Raw genomic sequence first — 15,809 nt, 5'->3', positions numbered from 1 at the left:
CCCGTGAGTGACATTGCGATGATCGAAGTTTCCGGCGTCTCCGTGCGCCTTTCCGGCAAGACCATCATCAGCGACGTCGCCTTCACGGCAAAGGCCGGCGAGCTGACGGCGATTGCCGGGCCGAACGGCTCCGGCAAGACGACGACGATGAAAGCCATCTCCGGCGAACTTGCCTATGGCGGCTCGGTACGCATCGGCGACGACGAGGTGAAGGCGCTGAAACCCTGGCAGCTTGCCGCCATTCGTGGGGTGCTGCCGCAGGCAAGCACCATCTCCTTTCCCTTTACCGTGCGCGAGATCGTCCGCATGGGCCTGACATCAGGCCTCAACCTGCATCCCGACAAGGCCGAGCGGACGGCGGCGGCAGCGCTTGCGTCCGTCGACTTGACCGGCTTCGAAGGTCGTTTCTATCAGGAGCTCTCCGGCGGCGAGCAGCAGCGTGTGCAGCTTGCCCGCGTGCTCTGCCAGATCGCCGAGCCCGTCGTCGACGGCAGACCCTGTTGGCTGCTGCTCGACGAGCCGGTCTCGAGCCTCGATATCAGCCACCAGCTGACCATCATGACGCTCGCCCGCAATTTCTGCGAACGCGGCGGCGGCGTCATCGCCGTTATGCACGATCTCAATCTGACCGCACTCTTTGCCGACCGCATCGTGCTGATGAAATCCGGCCGCCTCGCCGCCGCCGGCAGCATCGGTGAAGTGCTGACGAACGAAACGATGCTCTCGGTGTTCGGCTGCGCGCTGCGGATAAACCAGGTACCATCAGACGGCACGCCCTTCGTGCTCGCCCACAGCGCCGTTTCCCACCCCTGAGCACTGCGCGGGCGGAACTTTTGATCGTCCGGCACGTTGTCGGCAGTGATCTGGGTCAATGCCGGGCGATATCATTCATGCAACGGACGGTGGTGACCCTCGTGCGAAATAGGCGGGCTTGCGCGCGCCCCAGCCAATGGAGACAGCCATGAGCTATTCTATCTTCCAGTCCGGCCGCAGTCGCCGCAACGGTACCTTCCACAATTTGGAATCCGGCATCGAGGAGCAGGTCGAGGCGCTTCGCGACGAACTCGCGGAACTGACACGCCTTGTCGGCAAGAGTTCGCGCCATCAGGGCGAAAAATTCCGCAGCCAGGCCGGTGCCGGCTATGAAGAACTGCTCGGCCGCAGCGAGGATCTGCTGCGCGAATTGCAGCAAGGCTATGAGCGCGGCGCGACGGAAATGCGCGATACCGTGCGCAAGCATCCGCTGGCAACCATCGGCGCCGCGGCCGTTTTCGGCCTTGCCATCGCCTTCCTCGCCCGGCGCTGAGGAAGCGCGATGCTGTTTTCGATCCTCAGCCTGCTGACGGGCGCAAGCGTGCACCGGACCGTTGCGCGCGCCAAGCGCAATAGCATCTTCATTGCGCTTGCCGTGCTTTTCCTCCTCACCGCCTACGCGCTGACCGTCACCGCCGGCGCCATCTGGCTCGCCGGCATCTACGGCCCGGTCGGCGCTGCCCTTTTCCTGGCCGCCTGCGCGCTGCTTATCGCCATCATCGCCCTGGTGGCGATGTCGATCATCAACGCCAGGGAAGCACGCCGCGCCCGTGAACGCCGTGCGGCGGTGGAATCGCTGGCAACGGTCGGGCTCGGTCTTATCCGCGCCCAGCCGCTCCTGACTGCCGGTGTTCTGGCAGCAATCGTCGCGGCCAATCTGGTGGGCTCGAAGCGCGAGGATTGATGGGGGGACTGGCTCCCCTGATCGTTCTAAGAAAAAGGACGAGGAGAAGCAGGTTTGCATCCCAGCAGAGGATTGGGCTACGACGCCGACCCCTCCCTCATTCCTGTGCTTGTCACAGGAATCCAGCCACGGCGCGTCCGCGCCGTGAATAAACCAATACCAAGTGGAAAGAGTCTTTCGCGCCCAAGGACTTGGCGCACTGGATTCCTGTGACAAGCACAGGAATGAGGGTGGAGAGGTAGTGCTTCGAATGGCCGTCCATCCCGTGGAACGCGTCCTTCACACACCGCCAAACACAAAAAAGCCGGCGCCCGAAGGCGGCCGGCTTTCCTCCCAAATACAACTCCTGTCAGAACGCGAAAGCCTTCGATGTCAGCGGCGCCGAGGTGGCGTCGGGGCCGAAATCAGCCTCGCCTGATATCTGCAGCAACTCCTGCAGCCGCTGACGGGCCCGGTTGACGCGGCTTTTGATGGTACCCACGGCGCAGCCGCAGATTTCGGCCGCCTCCTCGTAGGAAAAACCCGAGGCGCCGACGAGGATGATCGCCTCGCGTTGATCCGGCGGCAGCTGGTCGAGCGCCTTCTTGAAGTCCTGCAGATCGAGCGCACCATATTGCGAGGGGTGCATCGCCATCGATTCGGTAAACAGCCCGTCGCTGTCCTGCACTTCGCGGCCGCTCTTGCGCATCTGGCTATAGAGTTCGTTGCGCAGGATCGTAAAGAGCCAGGCCTTCATATTGGTGCCCATCTCGAAATGATCCTGCTTGGCCCAGGCTTTCATGATGGTGTCCTGGACGAGATCGTCGGCACGGTCGTGCCGCCCGATGAGCGAGATCGCGAAGGCGCGAAGGCTTGGGAGTGCCGCCAGCAGTTCCCGCTTGAAGCTGGGTTGCGATTTGTCTTCCATGCGGCGATCCTATTCGGCCATCTTGGCAGAAGCCATCATTTCAGCATGGTCGAGCTTTTCGAGAAGGTCGAGAAAACGATCGGGAATCGCCTCATCCTGAGCGGCCGAATAGAGCGACCGCAGCCTGACGCCGATCTGGTTGTTCGGGTCCAGGATGTCGCTTGCCCGCAGCTCCAGCTTTCGCTGATCGGCTGCTTCTTTCTTGCGTGTAGTCATCAATTCGTCTTCTCGCCGGTTGTCTGTTCGAGGAGCGTGGATGGGATCAAAAACGATTTCAACCATCGACATCGAACGTTCCATTGTCGATGTCGCTGGCATTTGCCGTTGCATGGGTCAAAACGCTACGCCCTTTCTTCGTCGGCTGGAATAATGCGGCGCAACGAAAAAAGTTCCTGCCGTTCCGGAACTTTTTTATCAAGGCGGCGTTAACCGCTCATTGAAGCCAATGCCGGCCTGTATGCAGGAGCCCATTAATGACACTTTCTACTCGGATTGCGCCGCACCTTCCTTATCTGCGCCGCTATTCCCGCGCCCTTACCGGCACACAGACTTCGGGCGACGCTTACGTCGCCGCCGTTCTCGAAGCCATCATCGCCGATCTGTCGATTTTTCCGGATACGGCGAATGACCGGGTCGCACTCTACAAACTGTTCACGCAACTGTTTGGTTCCACCGCAGTCCAGATTCCAGAGCCGACCTCGCCCTATGCCTGGGAGCAGCGCGCCACGCTGAACCTTTCCAAGGTTTCGCCGCGCGCCCGTCAGGCCTTCCTGCTCGCATCCGTGGAGAATTTCCGCGTCGCCGAAATCGCCGAAATTCTGGAAACCGAGGAACAGGATGTCATGCATCTGCTCGACGTCGCGTCGCAGGAGATTTCCCGTCAGGTCGCAACCGATATCATGATCATCGAGGACGAACCGCTGATCGCCATGGATATCGAGCAGATGGTCGAGAGCCTCGGCCATCGCGTCACCGGCATTGCCCGTACGCATGCCGAGGCCGTGGCGCTTTACAATAAGACCAAGCCGAGCATGGTGCTGGCCGACATCCAGCTTGCCGACGGCAGCTCCGGCATCGACGCAGTCAACGACATCCTCAAGACGTCGAGCGTACCGGTGATCTTCATCACCGCTTTCCCGGAACGGCTTCTGACCGGCGAGCGCCCGGAACCGACTTTCCTTGTCACCAAGCCCTTCAATCCCGACATGGTCAAGGCACTGATCAGTCAGGCTCTTTTCTTCAATGAATCGACCAGAGTAGCCGCCTGAGACGCAATTTTCCGGCCTTCGGAACCAAATCGCCAAAGCAGGCGTTCCGGTGCTACCGGGACGCTCCGGTGGCTTTAACGGTTTTTTGCAGCGCTTTGTTCTAAAGTTGGCAGGCGGTGTCTGGAAGGGCGCTCCCTTCAGCGACGTTCAAGATGTCACAAGGAAAGGCGGCCGAGTGAATACGACTGAACCATTGTCCGGCATGCCTTTCACCTTTGAAGGCAAAGCCGCAATGATGGAACGCGCGCTCGGCAGCGCCGGGATTTCGATCCTCTGCCAGGACGCCCGACTGTCGATCTTCTACGCCGAAAATCTGCCGCCGCATTTCGCGTCGCTCTTTATGCCCGGCGGCAGCGACGCCGCCCTTTTTGGCGACGCCCATGGGCAATATCTGACTGCGCTGAAACACAAGGTGCTGGAAACCGGCATCCCTAACAATGCCGAGGTCGAGATCGACGTTGACGGCGAAACGCGCACTTATGAACTGAAGATCCAGCGCACCGGCGAACGCGGCGCATATGGACTTCTTTCCGTCATGGCTGAAGTCACCGAAAGCCGGCATCGCGAAAAAGTTCTGAAGTCGTTGCTGCGCGAACTCTCACACCGCTCGAAGAACCTTCTCGCCATCATCCAGGGCATTGCCACGCAGACGGCGCGCAACACGCTCTCTCTCGACAGCTTCCTCCTTAAGTTCCGCGGACGGCTGCAATCGCTGTCCAATTCGCAGGACCTGATCACGGATTCGAGCTGGCGCGGCGCCTACCTCTTCGAACTCGCCGAAAAGCAGTTTGCCCCCTATTGGCCGGAAACGGCCGGCTCCATGCCGATCTACGGGATCAACGCTCACCTGACACCGAATGCCGCCGTACATCTCGGGCTCGCCCTCCACGAACTCATCGTCAACTCCGCCTCCTTTGGCGCGATATCAGGCGGCGCCGCCTCCATCACGCTGAATTGCCGCGAAGCCATGATCAACGACAGGAAGGCGATCGAAATCGCCTGGGCGGAAGTGCTGCATGATCAGTCGGAAATCCACGAATTCAGCGACAACAGCTTCGGACGTACCGTGCTGGAGCGTGTCGTGCCCTCGTCGGTCAATGGCAAAGCGGAGTTGAACCTCATTCCCGGTCGCATCGAATATCGTTTGACCATTCCGGAAAGCGAATTCGAGATCTTCAAGCGCGTGTGAAAAGCCGGGAGGCAGCCGAAAACAGAAAAACAGCCGGTGCGAGGGCGGCGCACCAGCTGTCTTCACTCACCGGGAGGGGACCGTGAGTACGTCCGGATAGTGGGTTGGGGGCGCGCATGTTGGGTCGATGCGATCACCATCCGGATATCGCAATAACGACGACATCAAACTTTGGTTCCCTGCCGCCAACAAAAAATTCGACTTTTTTGAATCTTTTTTCGGATGCCTTTCTCGTGTCGAACACCCAGTCATTTCACCCATCACCGTCGGGTAAATTCTCCTAACGAAAACAGTGCATTACTTGGGAGGCCACAAGAGAAAATCGTAAAAATTTTACCGTTTGATAAATTTTTAAACCTGAGTTACGCTTTCCCTCACAGGCCGTTTACCAATAATGAGGGAACTTCAATGGAACGACTGGAAACCGGGATTCATGCCGGCCGGCTTTCGCCCGCCGAGTATGAGGCTAATTTTTCCGATCTTCATCCGCGCCTCGACAATCACGAGGCGCTGGTCGCCGCTGACCGCTGTTATTTCTGTTATGACGCGCCATGCATGACGGCCTGTCCCACCTCGATCGACATTCCGCTGTTCATCCGCCAGATTTCGACCGGCAATCCGATCGGCTCGGCAAAGACGATCTTCGACCAGAACATCCTTGGCGGCATGTGCGCCCGCGTCTGTCCCACCGAAGAACTCTGCGAACAGGCCTGTGTGCGCAACACGGCTGAAGAGCGGCCCGTCGAGATCGGCCGCCTGCAGCGTTATGCGACCGATGCCGCCATGCATGCCGGGCGGCAGTTCTATGCCAGGGCTGAACCGAGCGGAAAGACCATCGCCGTTGTCGGCGCAGGCCCGGCCGGCCTTGCTGCCGCCCATCGTTTGGCCGTGAACGGCCATTCCGTCGTCATCTATGATGCCAGGGAAAAATCCGGCGGCCTCAACGAATACGGTATCGCCACCTACAAGACGGTCGACGACTTCGCCCAGAAGGAAGTCGATTACGTCCTCTCGATCGGCGGCATCGAGGTTCGGCATGGGCAGCGTCTCGGCCTCGATTTTTCGCTTTCCGATCTGCAGGCGCAATATGACGGCGTCTTCCTCGGTATCGGTCTTGCCGGCGTCAACGCGCTGCGCATCGAGGGCGAAAACCTTGCGGGCGTCGACGATGCCGTCGATTTCATCACGGCCCTTCGCCAGGCCGAAGACAAAAGCGAAATCGCCATTGGCCGCCGCGTCGTCGTCCTTGGCGGCGGCATGACGGCGATCGACGCTGCCGTGCAGGCAAAGCTGCTCGGCGCCGAGGAGGTGACGATCTGTTACCGTCGTGGCAAGGAACAGATGAACGCCTCCGAATTCGAGCAGGATCTGGCAAGCTCCAAGGGCGTCATCATCCGGCACTGGCTGGCGCCGAAATCGATCCTGTCGCAGGACGGCAAAGTCGCCGCTATCGAGGTGGAATATACGACGCTTCTCGAAGGCCGCCTCGTCGGCACCGGCGAAACCGGTGTCATTGCCGCCGACCAGATCTTCAAGGCGATCGGTCAGAGCTTTGACGCCTCTGGTCTCGGTTCGCTGCGCATGGAATCCGGCCGCATCGCCGTCGATGGCGAAGGCCATACCTCGCTCGACGGCGTCTGGGCCGGCGGCGACTGCGTCTTCGGCGGAGACGATCTCACGGTTTCGGCCGTCGCCCACGGGCGCGACGCGGCTGAATCCATCCATCGTGGCCTCACCGCAGCAGCCGCTCCGGCTGTCGCGGTTGCTTGAAGGGGAGAATGAACAATGGCTGATCTCCGCAATAATTTCGTCGGCATCAAATCCCCGAACCCGTTCTGGCTGGCGTCTGCGCCGCCGACCGACAAGGCCTACAACGTCGAGCGCGCCTTCAAGGCCGGCTGGGGCGGCGTGGTCTGGAAGACGCTGGGCGAGGAAGGCCCGCCCGTCGTCAACGTCAACGGCCCGCGCTACGGCGCGATCTGGGGCGCCGACCGCCGCCTGCTCGGTTTGAACAACATCGAGCTCATCACCGACCGCGACCTCTATACCAACCTGCGGGAAATGAAGCAGGTGAAGATGAACTGGCCGGACCGGGCGCTGATCGCCTCGATCATGGTGCCCTGCGAGGAAGAGGCCTGGAAGGCGATCCTGCCGTTGGTTGAAGAGACCGGCGCCGACGGCATCGAGCTTAATTTCGGCTGTCCGCACGGCATGTCGGAGCGCGGCATGGGTTCCGCGGTCGGCCAGGTGCCTGAGTATATCGAGATGGTCGTGCGCTGGTGCAAGCAGTACACCCGCATGCCCGTCATCACCAAGCTGACGCCCAACATTAGCGATATCCGCCGCCCCGCCCGCGCCGCCAAGGCCGGCGGCACCGATGCCGTCTCGCTGATCAACACGATCAATTCGATCGTCTCCGTCGATCTCGACAACTTCGCCCCCAACCCGACGGTCGGCGGCAAGGGCAGCCATGGCGGTTATTGCGGCCCGGCGGTAAAGCCGATCGCGCTCAACATGGTGGCCGAGATCGCCCGCGATCCTGAAACCTATGGCCTGCCGATCTCGGGCATCGGCGGCATCACCACCTGGCGCGACGCGGCCGAATTCCTCGTGCTCGGCGCCGGCAACGTCCAGGTCTGCACGGCGGCGATGACCTACGGTTTCAAGATCGTCCAGGAGATGATCACTGGCCTCTCCGACTGGATGGACGAAAAGGGCCATCGCAGCCTCGAAGATATCACCGGCCGCGCCGTGCCCAACGTCACCGACTGGCAATATCTGAACCTCAACTATATCGCCAAGGCGAAGATCGACCAGGACGCCTGCATCAAATGCGGCCGCTGCTACATCGCCTGCGAGGACACCTCGCACCAGGCGATCACCAACTTCGTCGATGGCGTTCGCCATTTCGAGGTGATGGACGAGGAATGCGTCGGCTGCAATCTCTGCGTCAGCGTCTGCCCGGTCGAGAACTGCATCACCATGGAGCAGCTTCCCGCCGGCACCCTCGACAAACGCACTGGCCGCGTCGTTGACCCCAACTACGCCAACTGGACGACGCACCCGAACAACCCGATGGCCCGCCAAGCGGCGGAGTAAGAATTCGCAACGCCGCGGAGAAGATCAATTCGCGGCGTCGCATCCTGCCGGCAACGTTCGAAGTGCCAAGTCAGTCTAATCACCGAATGACTTCCGATAGGCACTCGGGCTCGTTCCGAGGCGCCTGCGGAAATGATGCCGCATCGTCGCCAATGTTCCAAAGCCGCTGGCGGCGGCGATATCGTCGAGCGAAGCCGCAAGTTCCTTTTCCAGCAGATCGCGGGCATGCCGCAGCCGCTCCTTCAGCAGCCATTCGCCGACGCTGAGGCCCGTCGTCGCTTCGAAGCGCCGCTGGAAGGTGCGCATGCTCATGCCCGCTCTTTTCGCAAGCAGGCTGATCGGCTGCTCCTCGGAAAGGCGTTCGCGCATCCATTCGATCAGCGGCCCCAGGCGGATGCCCTCGCGTTCCTCGGGAACAGGCGCGTGAATGAACTGCGCCTGTCCGCCTTCGCGGTGCGGCGGCACGACGAGACGTCTTGCCACGCTGTTTGCGGCTTCCGAACCGAAATCGCCGCGCACCACATGAAGGCAGAGATCGATGCCGGCGGCACTGCCTGCCGCCGTCAGCAGGCTGCCTTCGTCCATGTAGAGAACGTCGGCATCGAGTGCGATATCAGAATAACGCGCGGCGATCGAGGCGACATAGCGCCAATGCGTCGTCGCCCTGCGGTTGGCAAGCAGCCCCGATCCGGCAAGAACGGCAACACCCGAGCAAAGCGACATGATCCGTGCGCCGCGTTCATGCGCTGCCTTGAGCGCTGACACCAGCGGCTCGGGAACGGCGGCATCGATCGCCCGCCAGCCGGGCACGACGATCAGGTCCGCTTCGTCAAGCACTTCCAGTCCCTTGTCGACTGCGACCGTCAGCCCTCCCGCAGCGCGAAGCGGACCCGGTTCGATGCCGCAGACCGAGAAGCGATACCAGCCTTCGCCCATTTCCGGCCGCGGCAGGCCGAAGACCTCGTAGGCGATGCCGAATTCGAAGGTGCAGAGCCCGTCATAGGCAAGTGCGGCGACCAGCGGTCCTTTGGTCTGTTGCGGCGATGAGTTTGGCATGATCTTTACGCTGTCGGTCATGATGGCCAATTTCGCACAGCTCTAGCATCGGCGATACCAGGCGGCAACTTCAGAAAAAAGGAAATCGCAAATGCCAAGCCCCGTCGCAGAAATCCCCGCCGCAGCCGCTGATATCGCCGCTGCCCATTACGCAGCCAAGCTTGCCTTCGAGACCGATTGCTCCGATGTTCACGCCGCCTTTGCGTCGGGCAAGGTCGATTTCGTTCTTCTCGACGCGCGCTCACCGACGCTCTTCGCACAGTCCCGCGTTCCTGGCGCCCTCAACCTGCCGCATGGCAAGATGACCGCGCATCGCATGTCGGCCTGGCCCTCCGACACGCTGTTCGTCGTCTATTGCGCCGGCCCGCATTGCAACGGGGCGGACAAGGCCGCACTTCGCCTCTCCCGTCTCGGCCTGTCCGTGAAGCTGATGATCGGCGGCATGACCGGTTGGGCCGATGAAGGCTTCTCCTTCGAGCAGGGCGTTTCCACTGCCGCCTGACGACAGCACCGCGCGTCTTTTTAGACGCGCGGTGCTTCAACACTTTGAATCGCGATCATCAGAACTCGACGACCACCTTGCCGAAAGGCCCGCGATAGAGATGATCGAGCGCCTCAGGGAACTCGCCGAAGGCATAACGCTTGTCGATCACAGGCTTCAGTCCGGTCTGGTCGATTGCCCGCACCAGATCTTCAAGCGCACGGCGGTGGCCGACGGAAATGCCCTGCACAACGGGCGCCTTGAGCAGCAGCGGGCCGGCCGGGCCGGAAACCTCGAACCCCTCGAACACGCCGATGACGGAAATGCGGCCATTGATCGCCACCGCCTTCAGCGCCTGACCGAGATGCGGGCCACCGACGATCTCAAGCACGTGATCGGCGCCATAGCCGCCGGTCAACTGATAGAGTTGCTCAACCCAGTCACCCTCATGGCGGTTGATCGCATGATCGGCGCCGAGAGCAACGGCGCGTCCGAGCTTCTCGGCGCTACCTGATGTGAGGAACACCTCCGCGCCATGCGCCTTGGCGATCTGCAGACCGAAGAGCGCCACACCGCCGGTGCCTTGCACCAGCACCTTGTCGCCGGCTTTCAGGCCGCCGCGTTCGATCAGTGCGAACCAGGCAGTCAGCCCGGCACAGGGCAAGGTGCTCGCCTGCGCCGCATCGAGCGTATCAGGCGCGCGTGAATACCATTCCTCGGACAGCACGGTGTATTGGGAGAGGACACCGGGATAGAAGCCGCCGCGCGTCTTGTAAGGTGGGGTGCGCGCATCGCCCAAGCCGCGTCCGTCGATCCAGTCGGGCGAAAAGGTCGAGATGACTCGATCTCCCGGCTTGAAACGGCTGACATCGGGTCCGACTGACTCGACGACCCCTGCCATGTCGGAAGCCGGCACGAAAGGAAATTGCAGCGGCAACCCCATGCCGCTCTCCATCACCAACCGATCGCGGAAATTGAGCGAGACGGCTTCCGTCCGCACCAGAACTCTGTTTCCCGAAACCGGTTCGAGCCTCCGCTCGCCGATCGTCAGCTGGCGCTCCGGACCTACCGCGTCGATCTGCCATTGCCGTGTTGTCTGCATTGTATTGCTCCTTGTCCATTGCAGGGAGCACAAAACATATCGTTGAATATTTCGCACCAGTTGCGATATTAATTCTCCAGAATGGTTCCAAAGAGGAAACAAATGGAGCAACTGAAAGGTATCTCGATCTTTGTCGAAGCTGTCGAGGCAGGTGGCTTTTCGGCTGCCGCCGAGCGGCTCCATCTCACGCGTTCGGCGGTCGGCAAGACCATCGCACGTCTGGAACAGCGTCTCGGCGTGCGCCTCTTCAACCGTACGACACGCATGCAGAGCCTCACCGAGGAAGGCCGCTTCTTCTACGAGCGCTGCCTGCGGGCGGTCGAGGAAATTCGCCTCGGGGAAGCCATGCTGGAATCCGGCCGGCGTGACGTGCGCGGCCGGCTGCGCATCTCGATGCCGGTGCTTTTCGGCCGCCACTGCGTCGCGCCGATCCTGGCACGCCTGCTCGATGAACATCCGGACCTCGAACTCGACCTTTCCTTCAACGACCGTGTCGTCGACCTGCTGGAGGACGGGTTCGATCTTGTCATCCGCAACGGACCGCTGAAGGACAATCCGGATCTGATGGCCCGGGCGATAGCCCGCCAGCGCATGACAGTCTGCGCATCGCCCGCCTATCTGGAAAAACATGGTGCGCCGCAGACGGTGTTCGATATCCCGCAGCATGAAGGCATCGTCTACAGGCGGGGCGATGATGACAAGGGTTGGATCTTTCCGACTGCAGCCGATCCCGGGCGGCGGATGCCGCCAAAGGCGCGACTGCGGCTCGACGACCTCGCTTCGATTTCCGATGCGGCCGTCGCCGGGCGCGGTCTTGCCTGGCTGCCCTGCTGGCTGGTCCGCGAAGAGGTGCTGGCAGGCCGGCTCATTCAGGTGCTGAAGCACGAACCGGCCAATGTCTTCGACGCCCATGCCGTTTGGCTGCGCTCCCCGGTCATGCTGCCGAAGGTGCGGCTCGCGATCGATACGCTCGCCGCCGGACTGCCGGCAATGATGGGCTGAAGCGCTCGCCGCGCATCGAGCGACGAGAAACCCATGTTATTCCTAGGCGTTTCTCTGGAAATAACCCGATGCCGCAGTATATCCGCTAGTTCGTCGTCTCTTTTGGGCGGCCGCCATATCACTCGGAAAAACGTCAGCATGTCACTTCGCAGCGCCCTCCGCGCACAAACTGCAGATTGCCACGCCGCGGTCGACACCCTCTTCGGCAGTTTCAACCTCTCACGCATCCAGGATTATAGGGCTTTCTTGCGCGCGCATGCCCGGGTCGTACCATCAGTCGAATATGCGCTAGAGAATGGAGGAATCGGCCGTTTGCTGCCGGATTGGCCGGACCGAAGGCGCGCGCATCTATTGGCTGCCGACATCCGGGAACTCGATGATCGATTGCCGGTATTGCTTCCGCAACCGGCATTGCTCAGCGAAGCAGCGATCTGGGGTGCCGCCTATGTCCTCGAAGGCTCCAAACTCGGCGGCCTGCTGCTCGCCAAGGCCGTGCCCGACCACTTGCCCAACAGCTATCTGAGCCTGCAAGGCCTGAAGGGCGCCATGCGGCTCTTCATGGATCGTCTTGACGCGACCATGGTGGAGGATCCCGATGCGGCTGTCGCCGCAGCCCGCGATGTTTTCGATCTCTTCCTCAAAGCCGGGCAAGCCGAACTGGAAGCCGTCCCATGAACGGCACGCACGAACCCGTCGATCTTACCAATTGCGACCGTGAGCCGATCCACCAGCTCGGCTCGGTTCAGCCCTTCGGCTTTCTGTTGGCGGTGTCCTCAGACTGGATTGTCATGCGCGCCTCCGCAAACCTAGCGGAGTTTCTCGGAGTGACAGAGACCAACGCGATCGGCCGTCCCGTTCTCTCTGTGATTACACCCGAAGCACTCCACACAATCCGCAACAAGCTTACCACGCTGCGTGGTTCCGACGTCGTCGAGCGCATTTTCGGCATTGCCCTGACGTCCGATCAAAACAGGTTCGACCTTGCCGTGCACCTGAACGGCGGTGAGGTCATCATCGAAGGCGAGCGCTGCCAGGAAGACAGGCACGACGCCGCCTCGCTCTCAATGCGCAGCATGATGTCGCGCCTCGACCACACGGAAACATTGGAAGCCTTCTTCCGTGAAGGTGCAAGACAAGCGCGGGCGCTCACCGGTTTCGATCGGGTCATGGTCTATCGTTTCGACGAAGGCGGTTCCGGCGAAGTGGTGGCGGAAGCCGCCCGGGCCGGCATCGGCTCGTTCCTCGGGCTGCACTATCCGGCTTCCGACATTCCGGTACAGGCGCGCGCACTTTATCTGCGCAACCTGTTCCGCATCATTGCCGATGTCGACGCCGTCCCGGTCCCGATCCTGCCGCAGCTCGACGAGCACGGCCGGCCGCTCGACCTCTCCATGTCGGTATTGCGTTCGGTCTCGCCGATCCACATCGAATATCTGAAAAACATGGGCGTTGGCGCTTCGCTCTCCATTTCGATCGTCGTAGACGGCAAGCTCTGGGGCCTGTTTGCCTGCCACCACTACGGCCCGCGTCTGCCTTCGGCCCAAAGCCGCTCGACTGCCGAACTCTTCGGTCAGATGTTTGCGTCGCGCCTTGAAAGCCGCGAACGGCGACTGGCTCTCGACTACGAGACAAAGGCGCGTCGCATTGCCGACCGGCTTCTCACCTCCGTCGCAGACAATGCGAGCCTGCTCGACGATCCGGCCTGGCTGATCGAGGCGCTCGCCGACGCCATTCCTGCCGACGGGATCGGCGTGTGGATCAACGGCCGCTTGGCCCTTGCCGGCATCGGGCCGAATGAGCGAGGCTTCGCAGCCCTCGTCCGCCACCTCAACCGCAACGCCGCCGGCCGCATCTATGCCGTGGACCGGCTCGCGGAAGCCTATCCGGATCTTGAGGTCGACGATGCGGTGGCAGGCATGCTCGCCATCCCGATCTCGCGTTCGCCGCGCGATTATGTCGTGCTTTTCCGTCAAGAATTGGTGCGCACCGTCCGCTGGGGCGGCGACCCGCACAAGCCGGTGGAGTATGGCCCGAACGGCCCGCGGCTGACGCCGCGCAAGAGTTTCGAGGCCTGGTCGGAACTGGTGCGCGGCCGCTCGCTGCCCTTCACGGAAGCCGAGCGCCGTGTCGCCGAAACGATCCGTGTCACATTGATCGAAGTGGTATTGCGTCTCACCGACGAGGTCAGCATGGCCCGCCAGACGGCCAACGAGCGCCAGGAACTGCTGATCGCCGAGCTGAACCACCGCGTCCGCAACATATTGAGCCTGATCACCGGCATTATCCGGCAGTCACAGGCAACGTCGGTCGGCTTTGGCGACTACATCCGCCAGCTCGAGGGCCGCATTCAGTCGCTCGCCCGCGCCCATGACCAGATCACCCGCGATCACTGGGCGCCCGCTTCGCTCCGGCAATTGCTACTGGCAGAGACAGCCGCCTATCTCGGGAAAAATGCGCAACGCATCCAGATGAGCGGCGAGGACGTGCTGCTGGAACCGCAGGCCTTTTCCACCGCCGCCCTTGTTTTCCATGAGCTGATGACCAACAGCGCCAAATATGGCAGCCTTTCCGGCACCGGCAGTGGCACCGTTCAACTCGGCTGGCATCGCGACGACGAGGGCAATCTGCGCATTGGCTGGCGCGAAAAGGATGGTCCACCCGTCGTCGAACCCAAACGCCATGGCTTCGGTTCGACGATCATCCGCCGCTCTATCCCGTATGACCTCGGCGGCAAAGCCGAGGTCCGCTACGTCAAGGATGGGCTCGAGGCCGATTTCTGTATTCCGGCGCGACATGTCGTCGGCCCGACGAGCGAACCGTCAAAGCCGGCTCCGGTCGGAGCGGCCGGTCGCAAGACGATTGCCGACGATCAGCCACTCTCCGGCCTGAACGTGCTGCTGGTGGAAAACAACCTGATCATCGCCATGGATGGCGAGGACATCCTGCGCCGTCTGGGCGCCGAGGTGGCAACGGCGCCAAGTGTCACTGAGGCGATGGAAATTCTGGCTGGCCAGTCCTTCGATCTGGCGCTTCTCGATGTCAATCTTGGCGATGAGACGAGTTTCGGGATTGCCGACCGGCTGGCAGCCGACGGCGTGCCCTTCGTTTTTGCCACGGGCTATGGGGAGGGCATCGCCCAGGCAAACAGCCACTCGGACGCGCCCGTGCTGCAGAAGCCTTATACGATGGAAGGCGTGACGGATATTCTTGCCCGGGTGCCGCTCCCGAAGAGAGGGTAAAACGCTTACCCCCCAAGGAGATCCGGTCGCAGCCCGCCGATGAAGAGCTGTTCCAGAAACCGCGCCGCATCCTCGAAGCGCCCTTCGCCCGAATGTTCCTGCCCCAGCACGGCACGCACCTGAACGTCGAAATCGGCGTAATGCTGCGTCGTCGACCAGATGGAGAAGATCAGGTGGTAGGGATCGCATTTGACGATCTTGCCTGACTTCGCCCAGGCGCGGATGACCTCCGCCTTCTCGTCGACCAGTTCCTTCAGCGGCCCCTTCAACTCGTCCTCGATATGCGGCGCGCCCTGCAGCACCTCGTTGGCGAAAAGCCGGCTCTCGCGCGGAAAATCGCGGGCCATCTCCAGCTTGCGGCGGATGTAGCTGCGGATTTCCGTCTCTGGATTGCCTTCGGCGTCGAAGGCCCGCAGCGGCTCCAGCCAAGTGTAGAGAACTCGGTCGATCAGCGCCCGGTGCATGGCTTCCTTGGTGCGGAAATAATAGAGCAGGTTGGGTTTCGACATGCCGGCCACTTCGGCAATCTGGTCGATGGTCGAGCCGCGAAAGCCGCTTGCCGAAAACACGTCGAGCGCCGCTTCCAGGATCTGCTCTTCCTTCTCTTCCTGGATTCGCGTCCGCCTCAGGGTTTTCGCTGCTCTCGGTATGGTCACAGGCTGTTATTTCCCCTTGAAATTCAACTTCTTCGCTCAAGTTTAGACCGGAAACGTTCCCGCCGCTTTCTTGAGCAACTGCCCGTATTTTTA

16 protein-coding genes are annotated in these 15,809 nt (G+C 61.6%); 11 read left to right on the top strand and 5 right to left on the bottom strand.

Annotated features, from left to right (window positions below):
* The first annotated feature begins 18 nt into the window (after positions 1-18).
* The 3 genes from FFM53_RS18530 to FFM53_RS18520 all read left to right on the top strand — a co-directional run bounded on the left by FFM53_RS18530 (position 19) and on the right by FFM53_RS18520 (position 1,717).
* The gene (locus tag FFM53_RS18530) at positions 19-813 is read left to right on the top strand and encodes a heme ABC transporter ATP-binding protein (RefSeq protein WP_138387473.1); all 795 of its coding nucleotides are present in this window, start codon (positions 19-21) and stop codon (positions 811-813) included.
* Positions 814-961: 148 nt separating this feature from the next.
* Positions 962-1,306 carry an ElaB/YgaM/YqjD family protein gene (locus FFM53_RS18525; protein ID WP_138330234.1) on the top strand — a complete coding sequence of 115 codons (345 nt, stop codon included), beginning with the start codon at positions 962-964 and terminating at the stop codon, positions 1,304-1,306.
* A gap of 9 nt (positions 1,307-1,315) precedes the next feature.
* Positions 1,316-1,717 (top strand): hypothetical protein, encoded by a 402-nt coding sequence (locus FFM53_RS18520; protein WP_138386817.1) that lies wholly within the window; start codon positions 1,316-1,318, stop codon positions 1,715-1,717.
* 349 nt (positions 1,718-2,066) lie between these two features.
* Here FFM53_RS18520 and FFM53_RS18515 read toward each other — a convergent pair whose 3' ends face one another.
* Together FFM53_RS18515 and FFM53_RS18510 are read right to left on the bottom strand one after the other, a co-directional pair.
* The gene (locus FFM53_RS18515; protein ID WP_003542247.1) at positions 2,067-2,624 is read right to left on the bottom strand and encodes an RNA polymerase sigma factor; all 558 of its coding nucleotides are present in this window, start codon (positions 2,622-2,624) and stop codon (positions 2,067-2,069) included.
* A gap of 9 nt (positions 2,625-2,633) precedes the next feature.
* Positions 2,634-2,840 carry a NepR family anti-sigma factor gene (locus FFM53_RS18510; protein ID WP_003542250.1) on the bottom strand — a complete coding sequence of 69 codons (207 nt, stop codon included), beginning with the start codon at positions 2,838-2,840 and terminating at the stop codon, positions 2,634-2,636.
* 257 nt (positions 2,841-3,097) lie between these two features.
* On the opposite strand from FFM53_RS18510, the gene FFM53_RS18505 reads away from it, so the two are divergent.
* From FFM53_RS18505 to preA, 4 genes are all read left to right on the top strand, one after another.
* Complete coding sequence (locus tag FFM53_RS18505) at positions 3,098-3,892, top strand: response regulator (RefSeq protein WP_003542253.1); 795 nt, start codon at positions 3,098-3,100, stop codon at positions 3,890-3,892.
* Between the two features lie 193 nt (positions 3,893-4,085).
* The gene (locus FFM53_RS18500; protein WP_171598589.1) at positions 4,086-5,081 is read left to right on the top strand and encodes a sensor histidine kinase; all 996 of its coding nucleotides are present in this window, start codon (positions 4,086-4,088) and stop codon (positions 5,079-5,081) included.
* Positions 5,082-5,489: 408 nt separating this feature from the next.
* Positions 5,490-6,851 (top strand): NAD(P)-dependent oxidoreductase, encoded by a 1,362-nt coding sequence (locus FFM53_RS18495; protein ID WP_138386816.1) that lies wholly within the window; start codon positions 5,490-5,492, stop codon positions 6,849-6,851.
* Between the two features lie 15 nt (positions 6,852-6,866).
* Entirely contained in the window at positions 6,867-8,180 is a 1,314-nt protein-coding gene (gene preA, locus FFM53_RS18490) for an NAD-dependent dihydropyrimidine dehydrogenase subunit PreA (RefSeq protein ID WP_138330231.1), read from the top strand.
* 75 nt (positions 8,181-8,255) lie between these two features.
* Here the strand turns inward: preA and ftrA are convergent, their stop codons facing one another.
* Positions 8,256-9,257: a transcriptional regulator FtrA gene (gene ftrA / locus FFM53_RS18485; protein ID WP_138386815.1), complete on the bottom strand. Its 1,002-nt coding sequence runs from the start codon at positions 9,255-9,257 to the stop codon at positions 8,256-8,258.
* A gap of 70 nt (positions 9,258-9,327) precedes the next feature.
* Here ftrA and FFM53_RS18480 point away from each other — a divergent pair, with 70 nt between their 5' ends.
* Positions 9,328-9,738, top strand: a complete 411-nt coding sequence (locus tag FFM53_RS18480; RefSeq protein WP_138386814.1) for a rhodanese-like domain-containing protein — start codon at positions 9,328-9,330, stop codon at positions 9,736-9,738.
* A 58-nt stretch (positions 9,739-9,796) separates the two neighbouring features.
* On the opposite strand, the gene FFM53_RS18475 is transcribed toward FFM53_RS18480, so the two are convergent.
* Entirely contained in the window at positions 9,797-10,819 is a 1,023-nt protein-coding gene (locus FFM53_RS18475; RefSeq protein ID WP_138386813.1) for a zinc-dependent alcohol dehydrogenase family protein, read from the bottom strand.
* 102 nt (positions 10,820-10,921) lie between these two features.
* On the opposite strand from FFM53_RS18475, the gene FFM53_RS18470 reads away from it, so the two are divergent.
* The 3 genes from FFM53_RS18470 to FFM53_RS18460 all read left to right on the top strand — a co-directional run bounded on the left by FFM53_RS18470 (position 10,922) and on the right by FFM53_RS18460 (position 15,060).
* Positions 10,922-11,821, top strand: coding sequence for a LysR family transcriptional regulator (locus tag FFM53_RS18470; RefSeq protein ID WP_138386812.1), 900 nt, complete (start codon positions 10,922-10,924; stop codon positions 11,819-11,821).
* Between the two features lie 138 nt (positions 11,822-11,959).
* A complete protein-coding gene (locus tag FFM53_RS18465) occupies positions 11,960-12,496 on the top strand; it encodes a biliverdin-producing heme oxygenase (protein WP_138386811.1) in 537 nt (178 codons plus the stop codon).
* The gene (locus FFM53_RS18460) at positions 12,493-15,060 is read left to right on the top strand and encodes an HWE histidine kinase domain-containing protein (RefSeq protein WP_138386810.1); all 2,568 of its coding nucleotides are present in this window, start codon (positions 12,493-12,495) and stop codon (positions 15,058-15,060) included. The genes FFM53_RS18465 and FFM53_RS18460 overlap by 4 nt, the downstream gene beginning before the upstream one ends.
* Positions 15,061-15,065: 5 nt before the next feature.
* Here the strand turns inward: FFM53_RS18460 and FFM53_RS18455 are convergent, their stop codons facing one another.
* A complete protein-coding gene (locus FFM53_RS18455; RefSeq protein ID WP_138386809.1) occupies positions 15,066-15,716 on the bottom strand; it encodes a TetR family transcriptional regulator C-terminal domain-containing protein in 651 nt (216 codons plus the stop codon).
* Positions 15,717-15,809 lie beyond the last annotated feature (93 nt).

Source organism: Rhizobium indicum, assembly GCF_005862305.2.
GTDB lineage: Bacteria > Pseudomonadota > Alphaproteobacteria > Rhizobiales > Rhizobiaceae > Rhizobium > Rhizobium indicum.
Note: the sequence above shows the minus strand (reverse complement) of the source record. Positions and strands in the feature narration are given on the sequence as shown.